The 18,660-nt window shown below is 65.8% G+C and carries 19 protein-coding genes; 13 read left to right on the top strand and 6 right to left on the bottom strand.

The window, feature by feature from the left end:
* Nucleotides 1–62: 62 nt before the first annotated feature.
* Genes DXK94_RS11680 through DXK94_RS11670 form a run of 3 tightly spaced genes read left to right on the top strand, consistent with a single transcriptional unit; the run spans nt 63 to nt 2,609 of the window.
* Nucleotides 63–863, top strand: a complete 801-nt coding sequence (locus tag DXK94_RS11680) for an electron transfer flavoprotein subunit beta/FixA family protein (RefSeq protein ID WP_115525102.1) — start codon at nt 63–65, stop codon at nt 861–863.
* Between the two features lie 14 nt (nt 864–877).
* Nucleotides 878–1,825: an electron transfer flavoprotein subunit alpha/FixB family protein gene (locus DXK94_RS11675; protein WP_079597275.1), complete on the top strand. Its 948-nt coding sequence runs from the start codon at nt 878–880 to the stop codon at nt 1,823–1,825.
* Nucleotides 1,826–1,829: 4 nt separating this feature from the next.
* The gene (locus DXK94_RS11670) at nt 1,830–2,609 is read left to right on the top strand and encodes a PIG-L deacetylase family protein (RefSeq protein ID WP_079597274.1); all 780 of its coding nucleotides are present in this window, start codon (nt 1,830–1,832) and stop codon (nt 2,607–2,609) included.
* Between the two features lie 77 nt (nt 2,610–2,686).
* Here the strand turns inward: DXK94_RS11670 and DXK94_RS11665 are convergent, their stop codons facing one another.
* The 4 genes from DXK94_RS11665 to DXK94_RS11650 form a co-directional block, all read right to left on the bottom strand.
* Entirely contained in the window at nt 2,687–3,532 is an 846-nt protein-coding gene (locus DXK94_RS11665) for an anti-sigma factor domain-containing protein (protein WP_115525287.1), read from the bottom strand.
* 10 nt (nt 3,533–3,542) lie between these two features.
* Nucleotides 3,543–4,151 carry an ECF RNA polymerase sigma factor SigK gene (sigK, locus tag DXK94_RS11660; RefSeq protein ID WP_079597272.1) on the bottom strand — a complete coding sequence of 203 codons (609 nt, stop codon included), beginning with the start codon at nt 4,149–4,151 and terminating at the stop codon, nt 3,543–3,545.
* A 201-nt stretch (nt 4,152–4,352) separates the two neighbouring features.
* On the bottom strand, nt 4,353–4,820 hold the full coding sequence (locus tag DXK94_RS11655) for a tRNA (cytidine(34)-2'-O)-methyltransferase (RefSeq protein ID WP_079597271.1): 468 nt from the start codon (nt 4,818–4,820) through the stop codon (nt 4,353–4,355).
* Nucleotides 4,821–4,842: 22 nt separating this feature from the next.
* On the bottom strand, nt 4,843–5,784 hold the full coding sequence (locus DXK94_RS11650; RefSeq protein WP_115525101.1) for a J domain-containing protein: 942 nt from the start codon (nt 5,782–5,784) through the stop codon (nt 4,843–4,845).
* A 181-nt stretch (nt 5,785–5,965) separates the two neighbouring features.
* Between DXK94_RS11650 and DXK94_RS11645 the strand changes: the two genes are divergently transcribed.
* Nucleotides 5,966–6,658 carry a hypothetical protein gene (locus DXK94_RS11645; protein WP_181884814.1) on the top strand — a complete coding sequence of 231 codons (693 nt, stop codon included), beginning with the start codon at nt 5,966–5,968 and terminating at the stop codon, nt 6,656–6,658.
* A gap of 99 nt (nt 6,659–6,757) precedes the next feature.
* On the opposite strand, the gene DXK94_RS11640 is transcribed toward DXK94_RS11645, so the two are convergent.
* On the bottom strand, nt 6,758–7,177 hold the full coding sequence (locus tag DXK94_RS11640; RefSeq protein ID WP_115525100.1) for a hypothetical protein: 420 nt from the start codon (nt 7,175–7,177) through the stop codon (nt 6,758–6,760).
* 85 nt (nt 7,178–7,262) lie between these two features.
* Here DXK94_RS11640 and DXK94_RS11635 point away from each other — a divergent pair, with 85 nt between their 5' ends.
* The 9 genes from DXK94_RS11635 (at nt 7,263) to DXK94_RS11595 (ending at nt 17,899) form a co-directional block, all read left to right on the top strand.
* The gene (locus tag DXK94_RS11635; RefSeq protein WP_115525099.1) at nt 7,263–7,973 is read left to right on the top strand and encodes a metalloregulator ArsR/SmtB family transcription factor; all 711 of its coding nucleotides are present in this window, start codon (nt 7,263–7,265) and stop codon (nt 7,971–7,973) included.
* A gap of 9 nt (nt 7,974–7,982) precedes the next feature.
* The gene (locus DXK94_RS11630) at nt 7,983–9,212 is read left to right on the top strand and encodes a cysteine desulfurase family protein (RefSeq protein ID WP_115525098.1); all 1,230 of its coding nucleotides are present in this window, start codon (nt 7,983–7,985) and stop codon (nt 9,210–9,212) included.
* A 149-nt stretch (nt 9,213–9,361) separates the two neighbouring features.
* The gene (gene mnmA, locus DXK94_RS11625) at nt 9,362–10,492 is read left to right on the top strand and encodes a tRNA 2-thiouridine(34) synthase MnmA (protein ID WP_079597266.1); all 1,131 of its coding nucleotides are present in this window, start codon (nt 9,362–9,364) and stop codon (nt 10,490–10,492) included.
* A 247-nt stretch (nt 10,493–10,739) separates the two neighbouring features.
* Nucleotides 10,740–12,371 carry an ABC transporter substrate-binding protein gene (locus tag DXK94_RS11620; protein WP_115525097.1) on the top strand — a complete coding sequence of 544 codons (1,632 nt, stop codon included), beginning with the start codon at nt 10,740–10,742 and terminating at the stop codon, nt 12,369–12,371.
* A gap of 119 nt (nt 12,372–12,490) precedes the next feature.
* Nucleotides 12,491–13,582, top strand: a complete 1,092-nt coding sequence (locus tag DXK94_RS11615; RefSeq protein WP_115525096.1) for an ABC transporter permease — start codon at nt 12,491–12,493, stop codon at nt 13,580–13,582.
* 1 nt (nt 13,583) lies between these two features.
* Nucleotides 13,584–14,597, top strand: a complete 1,014-nt coding sequence (locus DXK94_RS11610) for an ABC transporter permease (RefSeq protein ID WP_181884813.1) — start codon at nt 13,584–13,586, stop codon at nt 14,595–14,597.
* Nucleotides 14,594–16,324, top strand: coding sequence for an ABC transporter ATP-binding protein (locus DXK94_RS11605; RefSeq protein WP_258868533.1), 1,731 nt, complete (start codon nt 14,594–14,596; stop codon nt 16,322–16,324). The genes DXK94_RS11610 and DXK94_RS11605 overlap by 4 nt, the downstream gene beginning before the upstream one ends.
* Before the next feature lie 97 nt (nt 16,325–16,421).
* Nucleotides 16,422–16,829 carry a chorismate mutase gene (locus DXK94_RS11600; RefSeq protein ID WP_079597262.1) on the top strand — a complete coding sequence of 136 codons (408 nt, stop codon included), beginning with the start codon at nt 16,422–16,424 and terminating at the stop codon, nt 16,827–16,829.
* A gap of 38 nt (nt 16,830–16,867) precedes the next feature.
* A complete protein-coding gene (locus DXK94_RS11595; RefSeq protein ID WP_115525284.1) occupies nt 16,868–17,899 on the top strand; it encodes a hypothetical protein in 1,032 nt (343 codons plus the stop codon).
* A gap of 37 nt (nt 17,900–17,936) precedes the next feature.
* On the opposite strand, the gene DXK94_RS11590 is transcribed toward DXK94_RS11595, so the two are convergent.
* The gene (locus tag DXK94_RS11590) at nt 17,937–18,650 is read right to left on the bottom strand and encodes a DUF4166 domain-containing protein (protein WP_115525095.1); all 714 of its coding nucleotides are present in this window, start codon (nt 18,648–18,650) and stop codon (nt 17,937–17,939) included.
* Nucleotides 18,651–18,660 lie beyond the last annotated feature (10 nt).

Here is an 18,660-nt window from a genome sequence, read left to right as displayed (position 1 = left end):
GACCTCACCCGGCTGGCTGTCCACAAGCATGGAAGGCTGCTGTCAATACAGTGGAAGATACATTGAAGATCATCGTCCTGGTCAAGCATGTACCGGACGCCCAGTTCGACCGTCACCTCAACGGGGAGGGGTACACGACGGACCGCGATGAGAGCATCCTGTCCGAGCTCGACGAATACGCACTCGAGGCGGCACTGCAGCTCGCCGAGGCACGTGGCGGCAGCAAGGCGGGCAACCAGGTCATCGCCCTGAGCATGGGTCCTGCCGGGGCAGTCAACGCCATCAAGAAGGCACTCCAGATCGGGGCCACCGAGGGGGTCCACCTCACCGATGATGCGCTGGCCGGTTCCGACGCCGCCGCTACATCCCTCGCGTTGGCGGCCACTGTCCGGTACCTGGGCCAGTCCGCACCGGTGGACCTGGTGATCACCGGCATGGCTTCCACCGACGGCGAAACCTCCCTGGTTCCGGCGCAGCTGGCGGAACGGCTTGGCCTGCCGCAGGTCACCTTTGCCTCGTCGCTGGAGGTCAGCGGCGGCAGGCTGACGGCGCGGCGCGATGCCGATACGTTCTCCGAAACGGTGGAAGCATCCCTGCCCGCCGTTGTGTCCGTGACGGACCAGATCAATGAGCCCCGGTACCCCAACTTCAAGGGCATCATCGCCGCCAAGCGCAAGAGCATCACCACACTGTCGCTCGCGGACATTGGCGTTGACCCGGCACAGGTGGGCTTCGCCGGGTCCTGGACCAGCATCATCAATGCAGAGGAACGCCCGCCCCGGACCGCGGGCACCATCATCACCGACGAAGGCGATGCCGGCATCAAGCTGGTTGACTTCCTGGCCGCCCAGAAGCTGCTCTAAGAGGGATCACAGACATGGCAAAAGTACTTGTATTCATTGACAACCCGGGCGCTGCCGTCAAAAAGAGCTACCTCGAGCTGCTGACACTGGCACGTTCACTGGGGGAGAGCGCTGTGGCCCTCAACGGGGAGCTTTCCGACGGCGTCGCGGCTGCCTTCGCCGAATACGGCGTCAGCACGGTGGTGCGCCCCTCTGCCCAGGACCTCGACGACTTCCTGGTCGCCCCGAAGGCCGCCTACGTCGCCGCGGCCGCGGAAACCACCGGCGCGGGCATCGTCCTGCTGGACAACTCGCCCGAGGGCAAGGAGATTGCTGCCCGTGTGGCGATCCGGCTGAACGCCGGCGTTATCACCGACGCCATAGCTGTGGACGCGGATGGAACCGCGCACAAGTCCGTCCTGGCCGGCTCCTACAACACCTCCTGCAAGGCCACCACTTCCGTGTCAGTAGTGACCGTTAAGGCCAACAACATCACGGCCGAGCCTGCCACTGCCCCCTCCACGCCGGAAACCGTCACCGTAGAGGTGCCGGCCGCGGCCGCAGCTGCCCGGATCACCGCCCGCGAGCAGAAGGTGGCCAGCGGACGGCCGGACCTCACCGACGCCAGGATCGTGGTGGCCGGCGGACGCGGCCTGGACGGCGACTTCGGACCCGTCGAAGAGCTCGCCGACGCACTGGGTGCAGCCGTGGGAGCGTCACGCGCAGCCACGGACGCAGGCTGGATCAGCCATGACGCACAGGTGGGCCAGACCGGCAAGACCGTGTCCCCCCAGCTCTACATCTCAGCCGGCATCTCCGGGGCCATCCAGCAGAAGGCCGGGATGCAGACCTCCAAGGTCATCGTTGCCGTCAACAAGGACGCGGAGTCGCCGGTCTTCGAGATTGCCGATTTCGGCATCATCGGGGACGTCTTCGATGTGCTGCCGCAGGCTACGGAAGAGATCAAGAAGCGAAAAGGCTGATTCCTTGACTGCCTCCAACGAGCAGGCACAGAGCCCGTTCAACCCGGCCACGGACCGGGTTGGGCGGGTGCTCTGTTTTGCGGCCCACCCGGACGACATCGACTTTGGTGCCGCAGGCACCATCGCCGCCTGGACGGCCGCGGGGGTGCAGGTCAGCTACTGCATCATGACCGACGGCGACGCCGGGGGCTTCGACCCCGCACACCGTGCCAACATCATCGCCATGCGGGACGCCGAACAGCGCCGCGCCGCCGGGCTGGTGGGCGTCACCGACATCCACTACCTTCACCAACGGGACGGATACCTCGAACCCTCGCACGAGGTGATGCGGGGCGTGGTGAAGCTGATCCGGGAAATCCGTCCCGACGTCGTGCTGTCCATGCATCCGGAACGGAACTGGCGGCGCATCCAGAAGAGCCACCCCGACCACCTGGCGGTGGGCGAGGCCGTCACCCGGGCGGTGTACCCTGCGCTGGAAAACCCCTTCGCCTACCCTGAACTCGCCGAATCAGGGCTTGAAGCCTACAAGCTGCCGTGGCTCTGGCTGTACGCGGGGCCGGAGGAGCGGGAGAACCACTTCGTGGATGTCACCGGCCAGGTGGAAGCCAAGCTGAAGGCGATCCATGTCCACGTCAGCCAGCACCCCGATGTGGAAGCCATGGAGGCAACTGTCCGGCAGGGGATGCGGACAAACGCGGCCCGGGCGGGACTTCCGGAGGGCCGCAGCGCGGAGGCGTTCCACGTTGTTGCCGTCAACGGTCCCGGAACCATCGCCGGCTTCTAAAATCTGTTTCTACGTACAGGAACGCCCCGTTTCCTGGCCGGAAACGGGGCGTTCTTCAGCGTGTTGCCGCTTTCCGGCTACGCTCCCAAGGGTGCGGCGGCGACCGTGGGCAGGGTGGGTGACTGGGATCCGCCCACGGGTTCGACGGTTATCCCCAACGCAGCCGCGGAGGAAATGCCCTGCACAACAGCAGGCTTGGACAGGGCTTCCTCGTCCATCAACCCCTGTGACACGGGCGCAGAGCCGTCCTTGGGAATCAGCCACATCTGGTAGACCTTGCCCTCAGGCGGAGCGGGGACGCCATTCATCTTCACCACGGCAGCGTCCTCGGAGGAGGAGATGAGGAGGGTGGCGGTGCCGCCCCCGGACACATCCACCGATGCCTCGCGAAGGTCGCCCGCACGGACCACCTGGTTCAGGGGGTCGTTCTGGTCCGCGAGGTACGACCCCACTCCGACGCCGCCCAATGCGATCGCCGCAGCTGCTGCCACTCCGGCAAGCCAACGGCGGGCACCGGGCCGGCGCCGTTCTTCCCTGCGCTGGCGGGCCTTGGCGAGCTCGTCGCCGGCTACGGGCACGGCAGCGGTGGCGCCGGTTTGGGCGTCCGGCAGCAAGTCGTCCCGGCGCACGCCGTCCTGGGGCGGCAATTGGGCCACAATCCGGTTGAACAGATCGGCCGGAGGTTCCTCTTCAACGTGGAAAGTCCTGGCCAGTGTCTCGCGCGCCTGCCGCACCCGCTCCTGGAATGCGAGCCGTTCTGCTTCCGGGGCGGTGGAGATGTAATCCTCAATGGCTTGCCGTTCGTGATCCGTCACGGCGTCCAGGGCATACAGCTCTGCCAGGTCAACGGCCCTGCCGGACGCGAGGTCCATGGCAACGGTATCGCCGAACGAGCCGGAGCGGCCGTTGCGCCCATGGTTCATTTCTGTCATCTCAACTCACCCCCAGACAGGTCTTCAATCGGATCAGTCCATCGCGGATGCGGGACTTTATGGTGGGTACTGCCGCGTTCAGCCGTTCTGCGACCTCCCGGTAGGTGAGGCCGCCATAGTATGCGAGGCGTACGGACTCCTGTTGTGTTTCGGTCAATGTTCCGAGGCAGCGGGCCACGGCTTCAGCTTCCAGCCTGCTTCCCACTTCGTCAGAAACGCTGTCATGATCGATGTCCTGCGTGCTGGCACCGTACTTCGCTTCCCGGTCCGTTGAGGACTGCGAGGACCTGACTTTGTCCACCGCGCGCCGGTGCGAAATGGTCATCAACCAGGACAGCGGGCTTCCTGCCTGGCGGTCGAACTTTGCCGCGTTCTGCCACACCTGCAGGAAGACCTCCTGGGTGGTGTCCTCGCTAAGCTCAGGATCAATCAGAACCCGGCGGGCCATGCCGAACACCCTCCGGGACGTGAGCCGGTAGAACTCCGCAAAGGCCGCCTGGTCCCCACGGGCTATGCCTTCCAAAAGGATTACAAGGCGTTGGCTGAGGTCAGCCGGCGGATCGGTTACCGCGGCAGGAGCCTCGGAATGTGGCGCGTTGGGAGTTTCCATTACTTCCAAGCATAAGTCTCCCGGCGGTGAATCCTCAGCAGTGCCTGTGCGGCTGCGGCTTTTGGTCCTGGACCCTGCTTCCAGAAGTGTCACCTGCCGCTCCTCGATCCCGTGAAATGTTCTCAGGAGTGATTCGGGGCTGCTGCATGGGTGGATGGGCGGCGCCGGAAGATTTTTCCCCCGGCCGCCATAGGGAAGGCCTCAGATCCGCGCGCCGGCAAACCCCTGCTGCCGCCACGCCTCGTAGACGGCAATGGAAGCGGCGTTGGCCAGGTTCAGGGAACGCAGGGCAGGCAGCATGGGCAGCCGCACCGTGGCGGTGACGTGGGAGTCCGTTTTCAGTTCCTCCGGGAGGCCCACGGACTCCCGCCCGAACATCAGGACGTCGCCCGGCTGGTACGCGATGTCCGTGTAGCTGGCCGCTCCATCGGAAGTAAACGCATAGACGCGTTCGGGTTGAAGGTGCTGCCAGGCGTCCTCGATGTTCTTATGCACCGTGACCACGGCGAGGTCGTGGTAATCGAGCCCGGCGCGGCGCAGCTTGGCGTCTGAAAAATCGAAACCCAGTGGTTCCACGAGATGCAGTTCAGCCCCGGTGATGGCGGCAAGCCTTATGGCGTTACCTGTATTGCCGGGAATTTCAGGGGCGTGGAAGAGGATGCGGAACACATTCCCATCCTAGCGACCGCTGTCAGTGCATGCCGCGCAGCAGCCGGGCCAGGACGGGCACGTTCACGGTATTGGGCGCCGGCCCGGAGGCAAGGAACTCCTTGAGCCCGCGCACCATGCCGGCACCGTTGACGATCTGTACTGTTTGGAGTGCACCTGCGGGGCGGCGGTGATGGTCGATGACCGGCTCGTGCAGGTTCCCGCTGGGGCTCAAAACCACTGTCCAGCCGGTGACGTTCAGTTCCGGGAAGATGTCCTGCATCGCCCGAACAAGGTGGGCCAGCTGCGGCGGCGCGATGGTGCGCGTCCCATGGTTCAGGGTCCTGCCGTCCCAGGCGTACGCCCCCTTGGGCAGGAGCATGGAGTTAATCAGGGCGAGCCGGTAGCCCGACAGCACGGCATGGTCGATGTGGCTGTTGTCCGCCGGCGACTGCAGGCCGTTGATGAGTCGGGCGGCGGGGATGGCGGGCAACACCTGGCGGGTCAGGAGCTGGACAGTGCGCATCTCCCGCTGGATCCGTGCTTCGGCTCCAAAGATGCCGCGTTTCCGGGGCATCCCGTGCACCTGCTGGCTGGCCTGAGCCGGTGGAATCAGCGGAACAGTGCCGGGCGTGAACGGCGGCACGTAGACAGGCGGATCCCCCGCGGTATTGCGGGTGCTGCCAGGCCGGTGAACTGTGGCCGACGCCCGGCTGCCGGCGGGAGGAGCATCAAAGTGCGGCTCATCGTCGGCAGCATTGCCCCGGACAGGGCCCGCCGCATACGAACGGTCGTAGGCTTTACGGCGCTGAGGATCAATGAGGGTCTCATATGCGGCCGTCACCCGGCGGAACGCGGCAGCGTCACCGCCATGGTCGGGATGGGCGGTGCGGGCAGCACGGCGGTAAGCCACCTTGATTTCCTTCTCAGTGGCCGTAACGGCTACCTGAAGGACCTGGTAGTGGGAGCTGCTGCTCTCGGTCAAACACTCATCCTTTTCTGTATGGCCGGCCCGCGGGGGAGCCAAGCCAGCCCAGTCTAGCCAGCACGGCGGCCCGCTCTGTCCTGACAACGAGTGCTTGGGCTGTGCAGGTTCCCGGCGGGAGCTGCAGTCTAGACTCGTGCATGCGCGGCCGGCGGGGCCGTGGCATGAAGCAGCGGGGGACATGACAATGCCGACGACGGTACGGGCGGCTGGCGGGAAGTGGCTGGGGGCGGCGCTGGCAGGCACCCTGGTCGCCGTCCTATTGAGCGGATGCAGCGTGGAGGTGCGGGATCCGGCGGCGCCGGACGTGGTGGAAAGCACTCCGGTCCTGGCTACTCCCACCATTACCCCCGGCCATGACGCTGACGCCGTGGCCGGGCAGGATCTTCCGTTAGCAGCCGGCGGGACCCTTGCCCGCGACGTCCCCGTGGGGATATCGGATGGGTTGAAGGATGCGCCTGGCTGGAAGCAGGTTAAGGACAAGGTCGCCGGCGAGAGCCAGTACGCAAAAGCCGACGGGTGCCTCGTGGCTGCCAAAGTCCGCAGCAACCAAGGCGCCCTTGCGCGGGGCGATGACCGTGAATCAACGGCGGCGCTCTTCGAATACCTTGATCCGACCCTGCTGCCGGGCTCCCTGAAGGCAGACACCCTTCGCTGGGGAAATGACCGTGACGCGCCGGTGCGCCGGGTGGAAGTCCTGGCCCTGGAGCAGGCTGCACCGCGGGGCGGGAAGGCAGCGGTCGTCCTGGCCCGGCTCTTCGCCACCGCCGGCTCGTCCATCTATGTCTCCGTGTCCTGCCCCGATGCGGCATCGCTCGCCGCAGCGCGGGCAGACGTAGCCTCGTTCCTGCCGGTGCTGCCGCCGTCGAACTAGCTTCCTGTGCATCCAGCTTCCTGGGCACTTAAAAGGAAGAGCCGGCCGCTGGATATCCAGCTGCCGGCAGGTCTTTTCTGCTGTAGTCAATGCGCACAGTTACTCCGTGCGCACTCCGGTAGGCCGGGAGAGGCGGTTCAAAGCCAGCGCTGCCACCAGAAGCCCGAAGTCGCGCAGTGCGACGTCGAAGAAACTCCCCAGCAGGAGGAGGTTGATGATGATGCCGGCCAGCCAGGCTGCCACCAGGAGCGAACCAAACCGCGGGCGGATGGCCACGATAATACCGGCGGCAATCTCCACTGCCCCCACCACGTACATGAAGGTCTGGGCGGGGATCGGCACGATCGCAGTGGCCTGCGGAGCAAGATAGATCGTCCAGTCAGCCAGGATGTTGGTGAACTTGTCCAGGCCGAAGATGATCGGCGCAACGGTAAACACAGTTCGCAGCAGCAGGAAAGCCTGCCGTGCAGGTTGAACTGCCGGGAGGTGATGGGCATGCACTGCGGATGCAGTTTTCATGGCAACTCCTTCTAAAAGTAGATATGACTATTTTAGAAGCGGGCAGGTCTATAATCAAGAGATCTTGACTTTGGATTGGGGTGGAATGACCAGGCTCCCTTGGGCAGACAGGATGGCTGCGCTCGCCTCCCTCGCAGACGAAAAGCGGCTCCAGCTCTTCGAATTCGTGGCGGCGGCGCCGCATGCCGTGAGCCGCGACGATGCCGCCCGGGCCGCGGGCATTCCGAGGAGTACCGTGTCCTTCCACCTGGACCGGCTGGTCCAGGACGGCCTGCTGGCCGTTGAATTCCACAAGCCGCCGGGAAAAACCGGCCCCGGGTCCGGCAGGCCTGCAAAGATGTACCGGAGTACAGCGGGCGAAATCGGCGCCTCGGTGCCTGACCGGAATTACGACCTTGCAGGCGAGCTCCTGGCCGCCGCCATCGAGAGGTCCCAGGAGACCGGCAAACCGGCAGGAGAGGTACTCCGGGACATCGCCTTCCACAAAGGCCGGGAGTTGGCCGAGGGAGCCGAATCCCTGGAGCGGTTCCTCGCCGCAACCGGATATCGGCCGGAACCGGACGGCGAGGGCGGGTTCCTGCTGCCGAACTGCCCCTTCCACCGGCTTTCCCGGACGCACACCGGCGTGGTGTGCCCCATGAACGGCGCGTTCCTGCGGGGCGCGGCGGTGGGTTCCGGCACCTCGGAGGAACGCGTGGCGGGAGCGGATATACCGGATTACTGCTGTGCCCGGATTCTCCCGGCAGATCAGGTGGCAGGGCCTCCGGCGCCGGGCGGCAACCGGCCCAAGGGCTAGAATTGCAAGGTGCCCGTCTACCTCGATCATGCTGCCACCACCCCGCTTTCAGCTGAGGCTCTGGCTGCCCTGACGCGTGAACTTGCCCGCACCGGAAACCCCTCCTCGCTGCATGGTTCCGGCCGGCGGGCGCGCAGGGCAGTTGAGGATGCCCGGGAGGCCGTCGCCGCTGCTGCCGGCGCCCATCCATCAGAGGTGATCTTTACGTCCGGCGGCACCGAATCGGACAACCTGGCTGTCAAGGGCCTGTATTGGGCCCGGGTGGCAGAGAACCCCGCGCGGCGGCGCATCCTCTGTTCCGCCGTCGAACATCACGCGGTCCTGGACACCGTGGAGTGGCTGGAACGGCACGAGGGCGCCGACGTGACGTGGCTGCCGGTGGACGGCGACGGCGTGGTGGACCTCGAATTCCTTCAAGGTGAGCTGTCCCGGGATCCGGGCACCATCGCGCTGGTCACCGTCATGTGGGCCAACAACGAGGTGGGCACCATCCAGCCGGTCCACCGGATCGTGGAACTGGCCCAGGCCGCCCGCGTACCCGTGCACTCGGATGCCGTGCAGGCGTTTGGTTCGCTCCCCGTGGATTTCAAGGCGTCCGGCCTGGATGCCATGTCCATCTCCGGGCACAAGATCGGGGGACCGGTGGGTGTGGGGGCCCTCCTGCTGGGGCGGGCGGTCAAGCTGACCCCCGTCCAGCACGGAGGCGGGCAGGAACGGGACGTCCGCTCCGGCACCTTGGATACGGCATCGATTGCAGCTTTCGCAGCGGCCGCAGAGGCTGCTGCTGCAGCGCTGCCCCGTGAAGCCGCCCGGATCACGGCTCTCCGCGACCGACTGATCAAAGGGGTGCTCGAGCGGGTGCCGGAGGCCGTCCTGCGCGGAGCGCCAGGCACCGGGCGGCTCCCGGGCAATGCGCATTTCACCTTCCCGGGCTGCGAAGGGGATTCCCTCCTTTTCCTTTTGGACCTTGCCGGAGTGGAGTCATCCACCGGGTCGGCGTGCACGGCCGGTGTGCCGCGCCCGTCCCACGTCCTGCTGGCCATGGGACTTGACGAGGAAACGGCGCGGGGCGCGCAGCGGTTCACTCTCGGCCATGCCTCCACCGACGCCGACGTCGACGCCTTGCTGAACGCCCTTCCGGACGCCTATGCACGTGCCCGGCAGGCAGGTATGGCCGGCCACGAGTCCTCCATTCAGACTGCAGGCACCATCGCCCGGCAGGGACGGGCTGCCAGCTGACCGCGCTGCCGCCGTGCTCCTTGACACTGCGCCGTGCTCCTTTACACGAGGCCGTAGAATAGATAGGCGACGATCGTATCCGGGACCCTGCCCGGCGGTCCGCACGGTCCCGGCCATGGGGCCGCAGCCTTCCCCGACAGAAAGCCAGCATGCGAGTTCTAGCAGCCATGAGCGGCGGAGTTGACTCCGCCGTAGCCGCCGCCCGCGCCGTTGAGGCGGGGCATGACGTCGTCGGGGTCCACCTGGCGCTGTCGCGGATGCCAGGCACCCTGCGTACCGGCAGCCGCGGCTGCTGCACCATCGAGGATTCCCGCGACGCCTGGCGCGCGTGTGACGTCCTGGGCATCCCCTACTACGTGTGGGACTTCTCGGAGCGCTTCAAGGAAGACGTCGTCCAGGACTTCATCGACGAGTACGCAGCCGGCCGTACGCCCAACCCCTGCATGCGCTGCAACGAGCGGATCAAGTTCGCTGCCCTGCTGGAAAAGGCCATTGCCCTGGGCTTCGACGCCGTATGCACCGGACACTATGCGAAGGTGATCGAAGACGCCGACGGGAACCGTGAGCTGCACCGCGCCGCGGACTGGGCCAAGGACCAAAGCTATGTCCTCGGCGTCCTGACCCACGAACAGCTCAAGCACTCCATGTTCCCGCTCGCCGACACCCCGTCCAAGGCCGAGGTCCGGGCCGAAGCCGAGCGGCGCGGACTCTCGGTGGCCAACAAGCCCGACAGCCACGACATCTGCTTCATTCCCGACGGCGACACCGCCGGGTGGCTCGCGGAAAAGATTGATATGACCACCGGCGACATCGTGGACGAAACAGGCACCAAAGTAGGTGAGCATCCCGGCGCCAACGCGTTCACCGTCGGCCAGCGCCGCGGCCTGAAGCTCGGCACACCGGCCGCCGACGGAAAACCGCGCTTCGTCCTGGAGATCCGGCCGAAGGAAAACAAGGTGGTGGTGGGACCGGAGGCGCTCCTGGCCATCGACGAGATCCGGGGCATTAAGGTCTCCTGGGCGGGCCTGCCGATCGCGGAGGTGGAGTCCGGTGCGGAATTCGACTGCTACGCGCAGGTTCGCGCGCACGGCGACCCCGTGCCGGCCACTGCCCGGATGGAAGCAGGAGAAGGCGGCGCCGCCGGCCAGTTGGTCATCAGGCTGACCGACCCCCTGCGTGGCGTGGCGCCCGGCCAGACGGTTGTCCTCTACCAAGGCAGCCGCGTCCTCGGCCAGGCAACCATCGACGTTGCCCGGTCCCTGCAGCGCGCCGCGCTGTAACTGAACACTTTTCCAAGCGCCGCCCCGGTTTCCCGGGGCGGCGCTTTTTCTGCCTTCCTGCCGGCGGACTGCCCCTAAAACCGGGGCTGCGGATGCGCCAGGTAAATTTTGTGTCTCAACTCACACAATGGGCCGTCCCGGGGGTTGACTCTCTGATTGAATCTACCCATCAGTAACGCGCTGCCCGCCTGAGCAGAGGCACCCACATCCTCGGCGGGCGCGTACTCATCGAACAGAAAGTTCACAGATGACGAAGAGCAACAAAGCCCTGCACGGCGCCATCGCGCTGGCAGGCATCTCCGCCCTCGCACTGACGGCCTGCACGGGCCCCTCCGGCGGCGGCGGAACGGCAACCGAGGGCGCCGGCGGCGGCGCCATCACCTATGGAACGACTGACAAAGTGGTCACGCTCGACCCCGCCGGCTCCTACGACGGCGGATCCTTCATGGTGATGAACCAGATCTACCCCTTCCTGCTCAACTACGCTCCGGGAACAGCCGACGCCACCCCGGACATTGCAGAGTCGGCCTCCTTCACCAGCCCCACCGAATACACGGTGAAGCTGAAGCCGGACCTGAAGTTTGCCAACGGGCACACACTGGACTCCTCCGACGTTGTCTTTTCCTTCAACCGGGTCAAGAAGATCGACGACCCCAACGGCCCCGCGTCGCTGCTGGCCAACATGGAAAAGATCGAGGCCACTGACTCCAGCACCGTGGTCTTCACGTTGAAAGCCGGCAACGACCAGGTCTTTCCAGGAGTGTTGGCCTCCAACCCGGGCCCCATCGTGGATGAGGAAGTCTTTCCCGCGGACAAGATCCTGGACGACGACGCCATCGTCGCGGCCAAACCCTTCGCCGGGCAGTACACCATCGACAGCTACAAGAAGAACGAACTGGTCAGCTTCAAGCCCAACGCCGACTACCAGGGTCTGCTGGGCAAGGCTGCCAACGACGGCGCTACGCTCAAGCACTACGCCGACCCGAACAACCTCAAGCTCGATGTCCAGCAAGGCAACATCGACGTTGCCGGCCGGATCCTGACTGCAACTGACGTTGCTGACCTCGAGTCGGACAGCAACGTGAAGGTCCACAAGGGTCCCGGCGGAGAACTCCGCTACATGGTGTTCAACTTCGACACCATGCCGTTCGGCGCCAAAACGCCCGACGCCGATCCCGCCAAGGCACTGGCTGTCCGGCAGGCCATTGCGCACCTGGTGGACCGGGACGTCATCGCGTCGCAGGTCTTCAAGAACACGTACACCCCGGTCTACTCCTACGTGCCCAAGGAATTCGAAGGCGCAACCGAGCCGCTGAAGAGCCTTTACGGCGACGGCAGCGGCAAACCCAGCCTGGACAAGGCCAAGAAGGCCCTCACCGACGCCGGAGTGACGTCCGTGGTGGACCTGAAGCTGCAGTACACCGACAGGTACGGTACGTCTGCTGCGGATGAGTACGCCCTGGTGAAGGAACAGCTCGAGAAGTCGGGGCTTTTCACGGTTGACCTCAAGTCCACGGAGTGGACCACCTACACCAAGGAACGCAGGGCAGATGCCTACCCCGTGTACCAGCTGGGCTGGTTCCCTGATTACTCTGATGCGGACAACTACCTCACGCCGTTCTTCATCCCCGGGAACTTCCTCGGCAACCACTACGAAAACCCGGCCGTGACAGAGGTCGTCAATAAGCAGCTGGTCACCACCGACAAGGCGGAACGGAGTGAGCTGCTGGGCCAGGCCCAGGAAGCCATTGCCAAGGACCTCTCCACGCTGCCGCTGCTGCAGGGTGCCCAGGTCATGGTGGCAGGAACGGATGTCCAGGGCGTTGAAAAAACCCTCGACCCGTCGTTCAAGACCCGCCTTGGCGTGATGTCCAAGTAGGTCCTGCCGACCATCCGACGATGACCGCACACGGGGCGGGACGCCCGCCAGGCGTCCCGCCCCAACGTGCTGGTTAATGGTGCGGGCAGCAGCCGGCGCCCAGACAACCCTGAGGTACCATGACCACTTTGATTGATGCGCCGCCCAGCGACGCGGACGGCCTCCTCCCGGCCACAAAAAAATCTTCCGGCGGGGGACTCGGCCAGTACATCCTGATCCGTTTCCTGCTGATCTTCCCCACGATCTTCATCCTCGTCACCATGGTCTTCTTCCTGATGAGGATTACCGGTGACCCCATTACTGCGGCCATGGGCGGCCGACTGCCTGCCGACCAGCTCCAGGAACGCATCCAGGCGGCCGGCTATGACCGGCCCATCCTGGTCCAGTACTTCGAATACCTTGGCCAGCTGGCCACCGGCAACTTCGGCCGTACCCTTACGGACAACCGTGCCGTCGTCGAAATGCTGACCACCTACGGCTCCGCCACCCTGGAACTGAGCATCAACGCGCTGCTCGTTGCCCTGCTGGTGGGAATCCCCCTGGGCATGGTTGCAGCCCACCGCCGGGACAAGGCACCGGATGCTGTCCTGCGCGTGTTCGCCATTCTCTGCTACGCCACACCCGTGTTCTTTGCGGGCATGCTGCTGAAGCTGACCTTCTCCGTCTGGCTGGGCTGGCTCCCGGTGGCGGGCAGGGCAAGGACCTCAAGCGAGCTCGCGCTGACGTCGCTGGAAGCACCCACCGGCATCTACTGGCTTGACGCCCTGCGGAGCGGCAACATGGCCGCGCTCAGCGACGTCCTGGCCCACGCCGTGCTGCCGGCGGTGGCCCTCGGCCTGCTGACCGCCGGCATTTTCCTCCGCCTCGTCCGGACCAACGTCATCGGAACCCTGGGCAGGGACTACGTGGAGGCCGGGCGTTCCAGGGGAGTCAGCGAGTTCCGCCTGGTGACCAAGCACGCCTACAAACCGGCCCTGATCCCGATCATCACCGTGATGGGCCTGCAGATCGCGGTGATGCTTGGCGGCGCCGTGCTCACCGAGAAGACCTTCGAGTGGAAGGGGCTGGGATTCCAGCTTGCGAATTACCTCACAGCCCGCGACTTCGTCGCCGTGCAGGGCATCGTGGTGCTGCTGGCAATCATTGTGGCCATGACCAATTTCATCGTGGACATCATTGCCGCGCTGATCGACCCCCGCGTGAGGTACTGACATGAGCATTCCTGACGTGCCCGTACCGATGGAAAGCCCCCGGGCACCGTGGTACCGGCGCCTGCCGGTCATCTCCCACTTCAACAAGAGCGTAGGACTCCAGCGCGGCATGCTGGTGGCCGGACTGGTCCTGACCGGCGCCTTCGTCCTGACCGCCCTGCTCGCGCCGCTGCTCGCGCCGTACGGCTTCTCCCAGCTTTCCGACGACGACGGCAGCTTTCCCACGCAGCAGGCCCCGGGCGGGAAGCACCTGCTGGGAACGACGGTGAGCGGATACGATGTCCTGTCCCGTGTCATCTGGGGAGCGCAGACAGCAATCCTGGTAATTGTCGTCGCCGTGGCCATGTCGATCGTGGTCGGCGTTGTCCTGGGCCTGGTGAGCGGATACATCGGCGGCTGGCTCGACCGGATCCTGGTGGTGATCGCCGACGCCGTCTACGCATTCCCCTCACTGCTGGTGGCGATCGTGATGGCCATCGTGATCAGTGGCGGCCAGTCGAGCCTGGTGGGTGGCATCTTCGCGGCCGGAACCGCTATCACGCTCGTTTTTATCCCGCAGTACTTCCGCGTGATTCGGGCCGAGACCGTGCGCTTGAAAGCGGAACCCTTTGTCGAATCCGCCAAGGTGGTGGGTGCCTCCAACATCCGTATCATGAGCCGCCACATCTACCGCAACGCCACCCGAACCCTGCCCCTGATCTTCACCCTCAACGCGTCCGAGGCAATCCTGACCCTGGCGGGGCTGGGTTTCCTTGGCTTCGGCATCGAGCCCAGTTCGGCCGCCGAATGGGGCTTCGACCTGAACAAGGCGCTCGCCGACACCACCTCCGGAATCTGGTGGACAGGCCTGTTCCCGGGCATGGCCATCGTGCTGACCGTACTGGGCCTGACCTTGGTGGGCGAAAGCATCAACGACCTCAACGATCCGCGCCTCCGAGGCCGTAAGAGCACAGGCGGCAGTTCCCCGGCGCCGGTGGACACCGCAGCCATCGCAACAGAAGTGAGGGCATCATGACCGTCAATATCGACCCGTTGGACGCGGGGCATTCCGGCGACGGAGAGCTCGACGGCGGCCGTCCGGTCCTGGACATCGACCACCTTCAGGTCACTTTCGCCACCGACGGCGGGCCCGTGCATGCCGTCAAGGACGTCAGCCTGGAAGTCAGGAAGGGGGAAGTGCTTGCGATTGTGGGGGAGTCCGGGTCCGGCAAGACGGTCACCGCCAAGACCATTTTGGGCCTGCTCCCGGAAACGGCCAGCAGCTCGGGCGCGGTGGTGATCAACGGGGCTGACGTGATCAGTGTCAGTGCCGCCCGCCTCCGCCAGATCCGGGGCCGGGATGTGGCCATGGTGTTCCAGGAACCGTCCACGGCGCTGAACCCGGTGTTCACCGTCGGATGGCAGATTGCTGAAGGCATCAGGGCGCACGCCGGCCGTGAGAGTGGCAAGCGGGTTTCCGCCAAAGAAGCCAAGTCCCGGGCCGTTGAGGCCCTGCGCAAGGTGGGCATTCCCGATCCTGAGCACCGCGTCAACTACTACCCCCACCAGTTCTCCGGAGGGCAGAAGCAACGGGTTGTCATCGCAGCGGCGCTGGCGCTCAACCCCGGCCTGATTGTTGCCGACGAGCCTACCACCGCACTGGATGTCACGGTCCAGGCCGAGATTCTGGAACTCCTGAGGGACCTGCGGGACAAGTACGGCACCTCGATCGTGCTCATCACGCACAACATGGGGGTGGTGGCGGACCTGGCCGACCGCGTGGTGGTGATGTACCAGGGGGACGTGGTCGAGGAGGCTCCGGCCCGCACCCTGTTTGCCGAACCGCGGCAGGACTACACCCGGAAGCTGCTCGCCGCGGTGCCGCACCTGGGGCACAATTCCGCCTCGGAAGGACTGACCAGCCGGGCCCACCAGGATGAGGACGTCCTGGTGGAAGCCAACAATCTGACCATCGAGTACCCGGGCAGGCTGGGTACGCCGGCCTTCAAGGCCGTGGACAGGGTCAGCTTCACGCTGTCCAGGGGTGAGGTCTTCGGGCTCGTCGGGGAGTCGGGTTCCGGAAAAACCACCATCGGCAGGGCCATCGCCGGGCTCAACAGGACCACCGGAGGCAGCCTGAAAGTCCTGGGCTACGAAATGCTGAACCTTCGCGAACGCACCTTCAAACCGCTCCGCAAGGACATCGGCTTCGTCTTCCAGGACCCGGCCGCGTCCTTCAACCCGCAGCTAACCATCGGGGAGTGCATCGCCGAGCCCATGGTGATCCACACCCGGCCAAGCCCCGCCCAGGCGCGCAAACGCGTCGGCGAGCTGCTTGAATCAGTCCAGCTGCCGGCGTCGTATGCGGGCCGTTACCCCCACGAGCTGTCCGGCGGGCAGCGCCAGCGGGCCTCGCTGGCACGGGCCCTGAGCCTGAACCCCCGGTTGCTGATAGCGGATGAACCGACGTCGGCCCTGGATGTTTCGGTGCAGGCCAAGGTTTTGGAGCTGTTCAAGGACATCCAGCAGGAGTTTGGGTTCGCCTGCCTTTTCATCAGCCATGACCTTGCAGTGGTGGACATCCTCTCCTCCTGGGTTGGCGTGCTCTACAAGGGCAGGCTGGTGGAACAGGCTATCGGGAGCCATATCATGGGCAACCCACAGCATGACTACACCAAGCGGCTGATTGCATCGCTGCCGGTCCCTGACCCCGAGGAACAGGCACGACGCCGGGAACAGCACCGGGCGCTGCTGGGCATCTGAGCGGCACAGCATGGTGGGCAAGCGCCGGGGCCGGGCGACATCCGGCGCCGGCGCTTAACACCCGGATCATTGGGCCGGCTGCCCATAGACTGGGATCATGACGCAGCACAACCTTCCCTCTCCTGACTCCGACGATTACGACCCCTCCGCCAGTTCGTTGGCCGGCCAGGTGGACAATTCGGTGATGGCTGAACTGCTGTCCATCCGCTCCAGTATCGACAACATCGATGCGACCCTCGTGTACCTCCTGGCAGAGCGCTTCAAAGCCACGCAGAAGGTGGGCTTCCTGAAGGCCGCCCACCGCCTCCCTGCGGGAGATCCAGGACGCGAAACCGCGCAGATTGCCAGGCTCCGCCGGCTTGCCGAAGACGCCCACCTCGATCCTGCCTTCGCGGAAAAATTCCTGAACTTCATCATCGGTGAAGTCATCCGCCATCACGAAGCGATTGCTGAGGACCACCAGGCTGCGTCCGGCCAGCACCCGCAGGCATCAGCACTCGCGTGACCGTGGGCGAACGGCACGAACCCGTCCGCGGCGCCGCGCTGCCGGATAAAGCTCCGCCTGCGGAAGTCACGGCAACGGGACTGGGACCATGGCCCGGGGAGGACCCACTCGAAGCCGCCCGGATCATCCGGGGTGAACTCGGCAGCCCGCACCTGCCGTTCCTCGCCGAACTGCCGGCCCGCGGGGTGGGCTCCGATGCCCTGGGGCGCACCGCCTCCCTCCTGGAGGAACTGGCCGTCGACGTCCAGCCGTACGGGTGGCGCCTCGTGGACCGCCCCGGCAAGGACTTCCGCCGCGCAGCCTCGGCGCTCTCCACGGACATCAACGTCCTGGCTGACGTAGCAGGGGCCGAGGACGCATCCGCGGAGGAGATCAAGCTCCAGCTGGTGGGCCCGCTCACCCTGGCGGCGGGCCTGCATCTGCACAACGGGGAGCGGGCCTTGCTTGATTACGGCGCGCGCCGGGACCTCACCGCTTCACTCGCTGCCGGCGTCGGAAGCTACCTCGCCCGGGTATCGGCTGCCGTTCCCGGTGCGCGGCTTGTGGTTCAGCTCGACGAACCCGATGTTGCCGCCGTGCTGGCCGGAACCATTCCCACTGCCAGCGGCTACCGCACCCTGCGTGCCGTCGCCGCCTCCGAAGCGCGGGAATCCTGGCGCCTGGTGATGGACGCACTCCGCGCAGCCGGTGCCGCGGAACTGGTGGTGTCGGTGCCTGAAGTTGAGGCCCCGTTCGACCAGATCCTGCATGCAGGAGCCGACGGCATCGCGGTGCCGCTCAAAGCCCTGACATCCCGACAGTGGGAGCAGCTGGCGGGAGCGGTAGAGGCCGGCAAACGGGTGTGGGCCGGAGCCCTTGACGTTGCAGCAGGTCAGCTTCCCAAAGTGGCGGACTGCGTCGAGTCGGTATGGCGCCCGTGGCGGCAGCTTGGCCTCCCACCGTCGTCCCTGGCCAGCCTCCGGGTCACCCCCTCAGCGGGGCTTGCCGGTCACAGCCCGGCGCAGGCCACCGCCGTGCTGGGCAGGCTGACCCAGATGGCGGACGGCCTGAACCAGGTCGCCTTGGGCTAGCCTGCCGGGGCTGGCCGGCAGGGGCGCCGGCCACCCCTCAGACCCGGTTTTCCCAGCGGTCCGGCTGGGCGTAGCGCGGCAGGAAGCTCCGCGCCGGGTTGCCCCCGGTGTAGGGACGCAGCCGGTAGTCGAAGCTGCCGGCATACACCAGGACGAGGCCGATCTGCGGCTGGATGACCTTGACCTGGATGCGGTGCCGGCCGTTGGGACCTTCTGCGGGGTCCCACCATTGCTCGGCGTAGGCTTTGGCGTCCACCGGTGCCGGAAGTGGCACGCGGAGCGGGCCGAGGAAAAGCCGGGATGCTTCCGACACGCCCCGCAGCCTTCCCCCTGCCGTGACGCTGAGGTTCAGGTCCGTGACCAACCGCCGGTAGCGGCCCACGTAGTCCACCAGCTGCGGGCTCCCGTTACGGCTGGTGGCGCTGGTGGTGTCCTGGAAGATGCGGGTCCGGCCGGGGAACCGGATCTCGCGCCGGGCGGTTAGGCTGGAGCGGCCGAACGGATCCTGGTGGGCGTGGTTTTCGATCCGGAACGGGACGTTCTCACCGTATTCCGGAAAGAACGCTTCCTCTCCGCCGGTCAGGCGCAACAGCGGCCGCAGCCACTCCTGCCGGCAGCCGACGACGTCGAACGTGCCTTCCCCCACGCCGTACCGGCCGGAGCCGGGCACCAGGGAGAAGTACTCCTGCAGTTCAGGCTGCAGCCTGGTAAATTCCGCCCCGAGAACCTGCTGGTAGATCGGTACGTTCATGAAGATCCTC

The organism is Arthrobacter sp. RT-1 (genome assembly GCF_003367205.1).
GTDB lineage: Bacteria > Actinomycetota > Actinomycetes > Actinomycetales > Micrococcaceae > Arthrobacter.
Note: the sequence above shows the minus strand (reverse complement) of the source record. Positions and strands in the feature narration are given on the sequence as shown.

Coding starts and splice junctions, on each gene's coding strand:
- sigK (WP_079597272.1), bottom strand. CDS start 4,151: ATGGAAACTCCCAACGCGCCACATTCCGAGGCTCCTGCCGCGGTAACC.
- DXK94_RS11620 (WP_115525097.1), top strand. CDS start 10,740: ATGACGAAGAGCAACAAAGCCCTGCACGGCGCCATCGCGCTGGCAGGC.
- DXK94_RS11605 (WP_258868533.1), top strand. CDS start 14,594: ATGACCGTCAATATCGACCCGTTGGACGCGGGGCATTCCGGCGACGGA.
- DXK94_RS11615 (WP_115525096.1), top strand. CDS start 12,491: ATGACCACTTTGATTGATGCGCCGCCCAGCGACGCGGACGGCCTCCTC.
- DXK94_RS11635 (WP_115525099.1), top strand. CDS start 7,263: ATGACCAGGCTCCCTTGGGCAGACAGGATGGCTGCGCTCGCCTCCCTC.
- mnmA (WP_079597266.1), top strand. CDS start 9,362: ATGCGAGTTCTAGCAGCCATGAGCGGCGGAGTTGACTCCGCCGTAGCC.
- DXK94_RS11600 (WP_079597262.1), top strand. CDS start 16,422: ATGACGCAGCACAACCTTCCCTCTCCTGACTCCGACGATTACGACCCC.
- DXK94_RS11665 (WP_115525287.1), bottom strand. CDS start 3,532: ATGAACCATGGGCGCAACGGCCGCTCCGGCTCGTTCGGCGATACCGTT.
- DXK94_RS11610 (WP_181884813.1), top strand. CDS start 13,584: ATGAGCATTCCTGACGTGCCCGTACCGATGGAAAGCCCCCGGGCACCG.
- DXK94_RS11675 (WP_079597275.1), top strand. CDS start 878: ATGGCAAAAGTACTTGTATTCATTGACAACCCGGGCGCTGCCGTCAAA.
- DXK94_RS11645 (WP_181884814.1), top strand. CDS start 5,966: ATGACAATGCCGACGACGGTACGGGCGGCTGGCGGGAAGTGGCTGGGG.
- DXK94_RS11640 (WP_115525100.1), bottom strand. CDS start 7,177: ATGAAAACTGCATCCGCAGTGCATGCCCATCACCTCCCGGCAGTTCAA.
- DXK94_RS11590 (WP_115525095.1), bottom strand. CDS start 18,650: ATGAACGTACCGATCTACCAGCAGGTTCTCGGGGCGGAATTTACCAGG.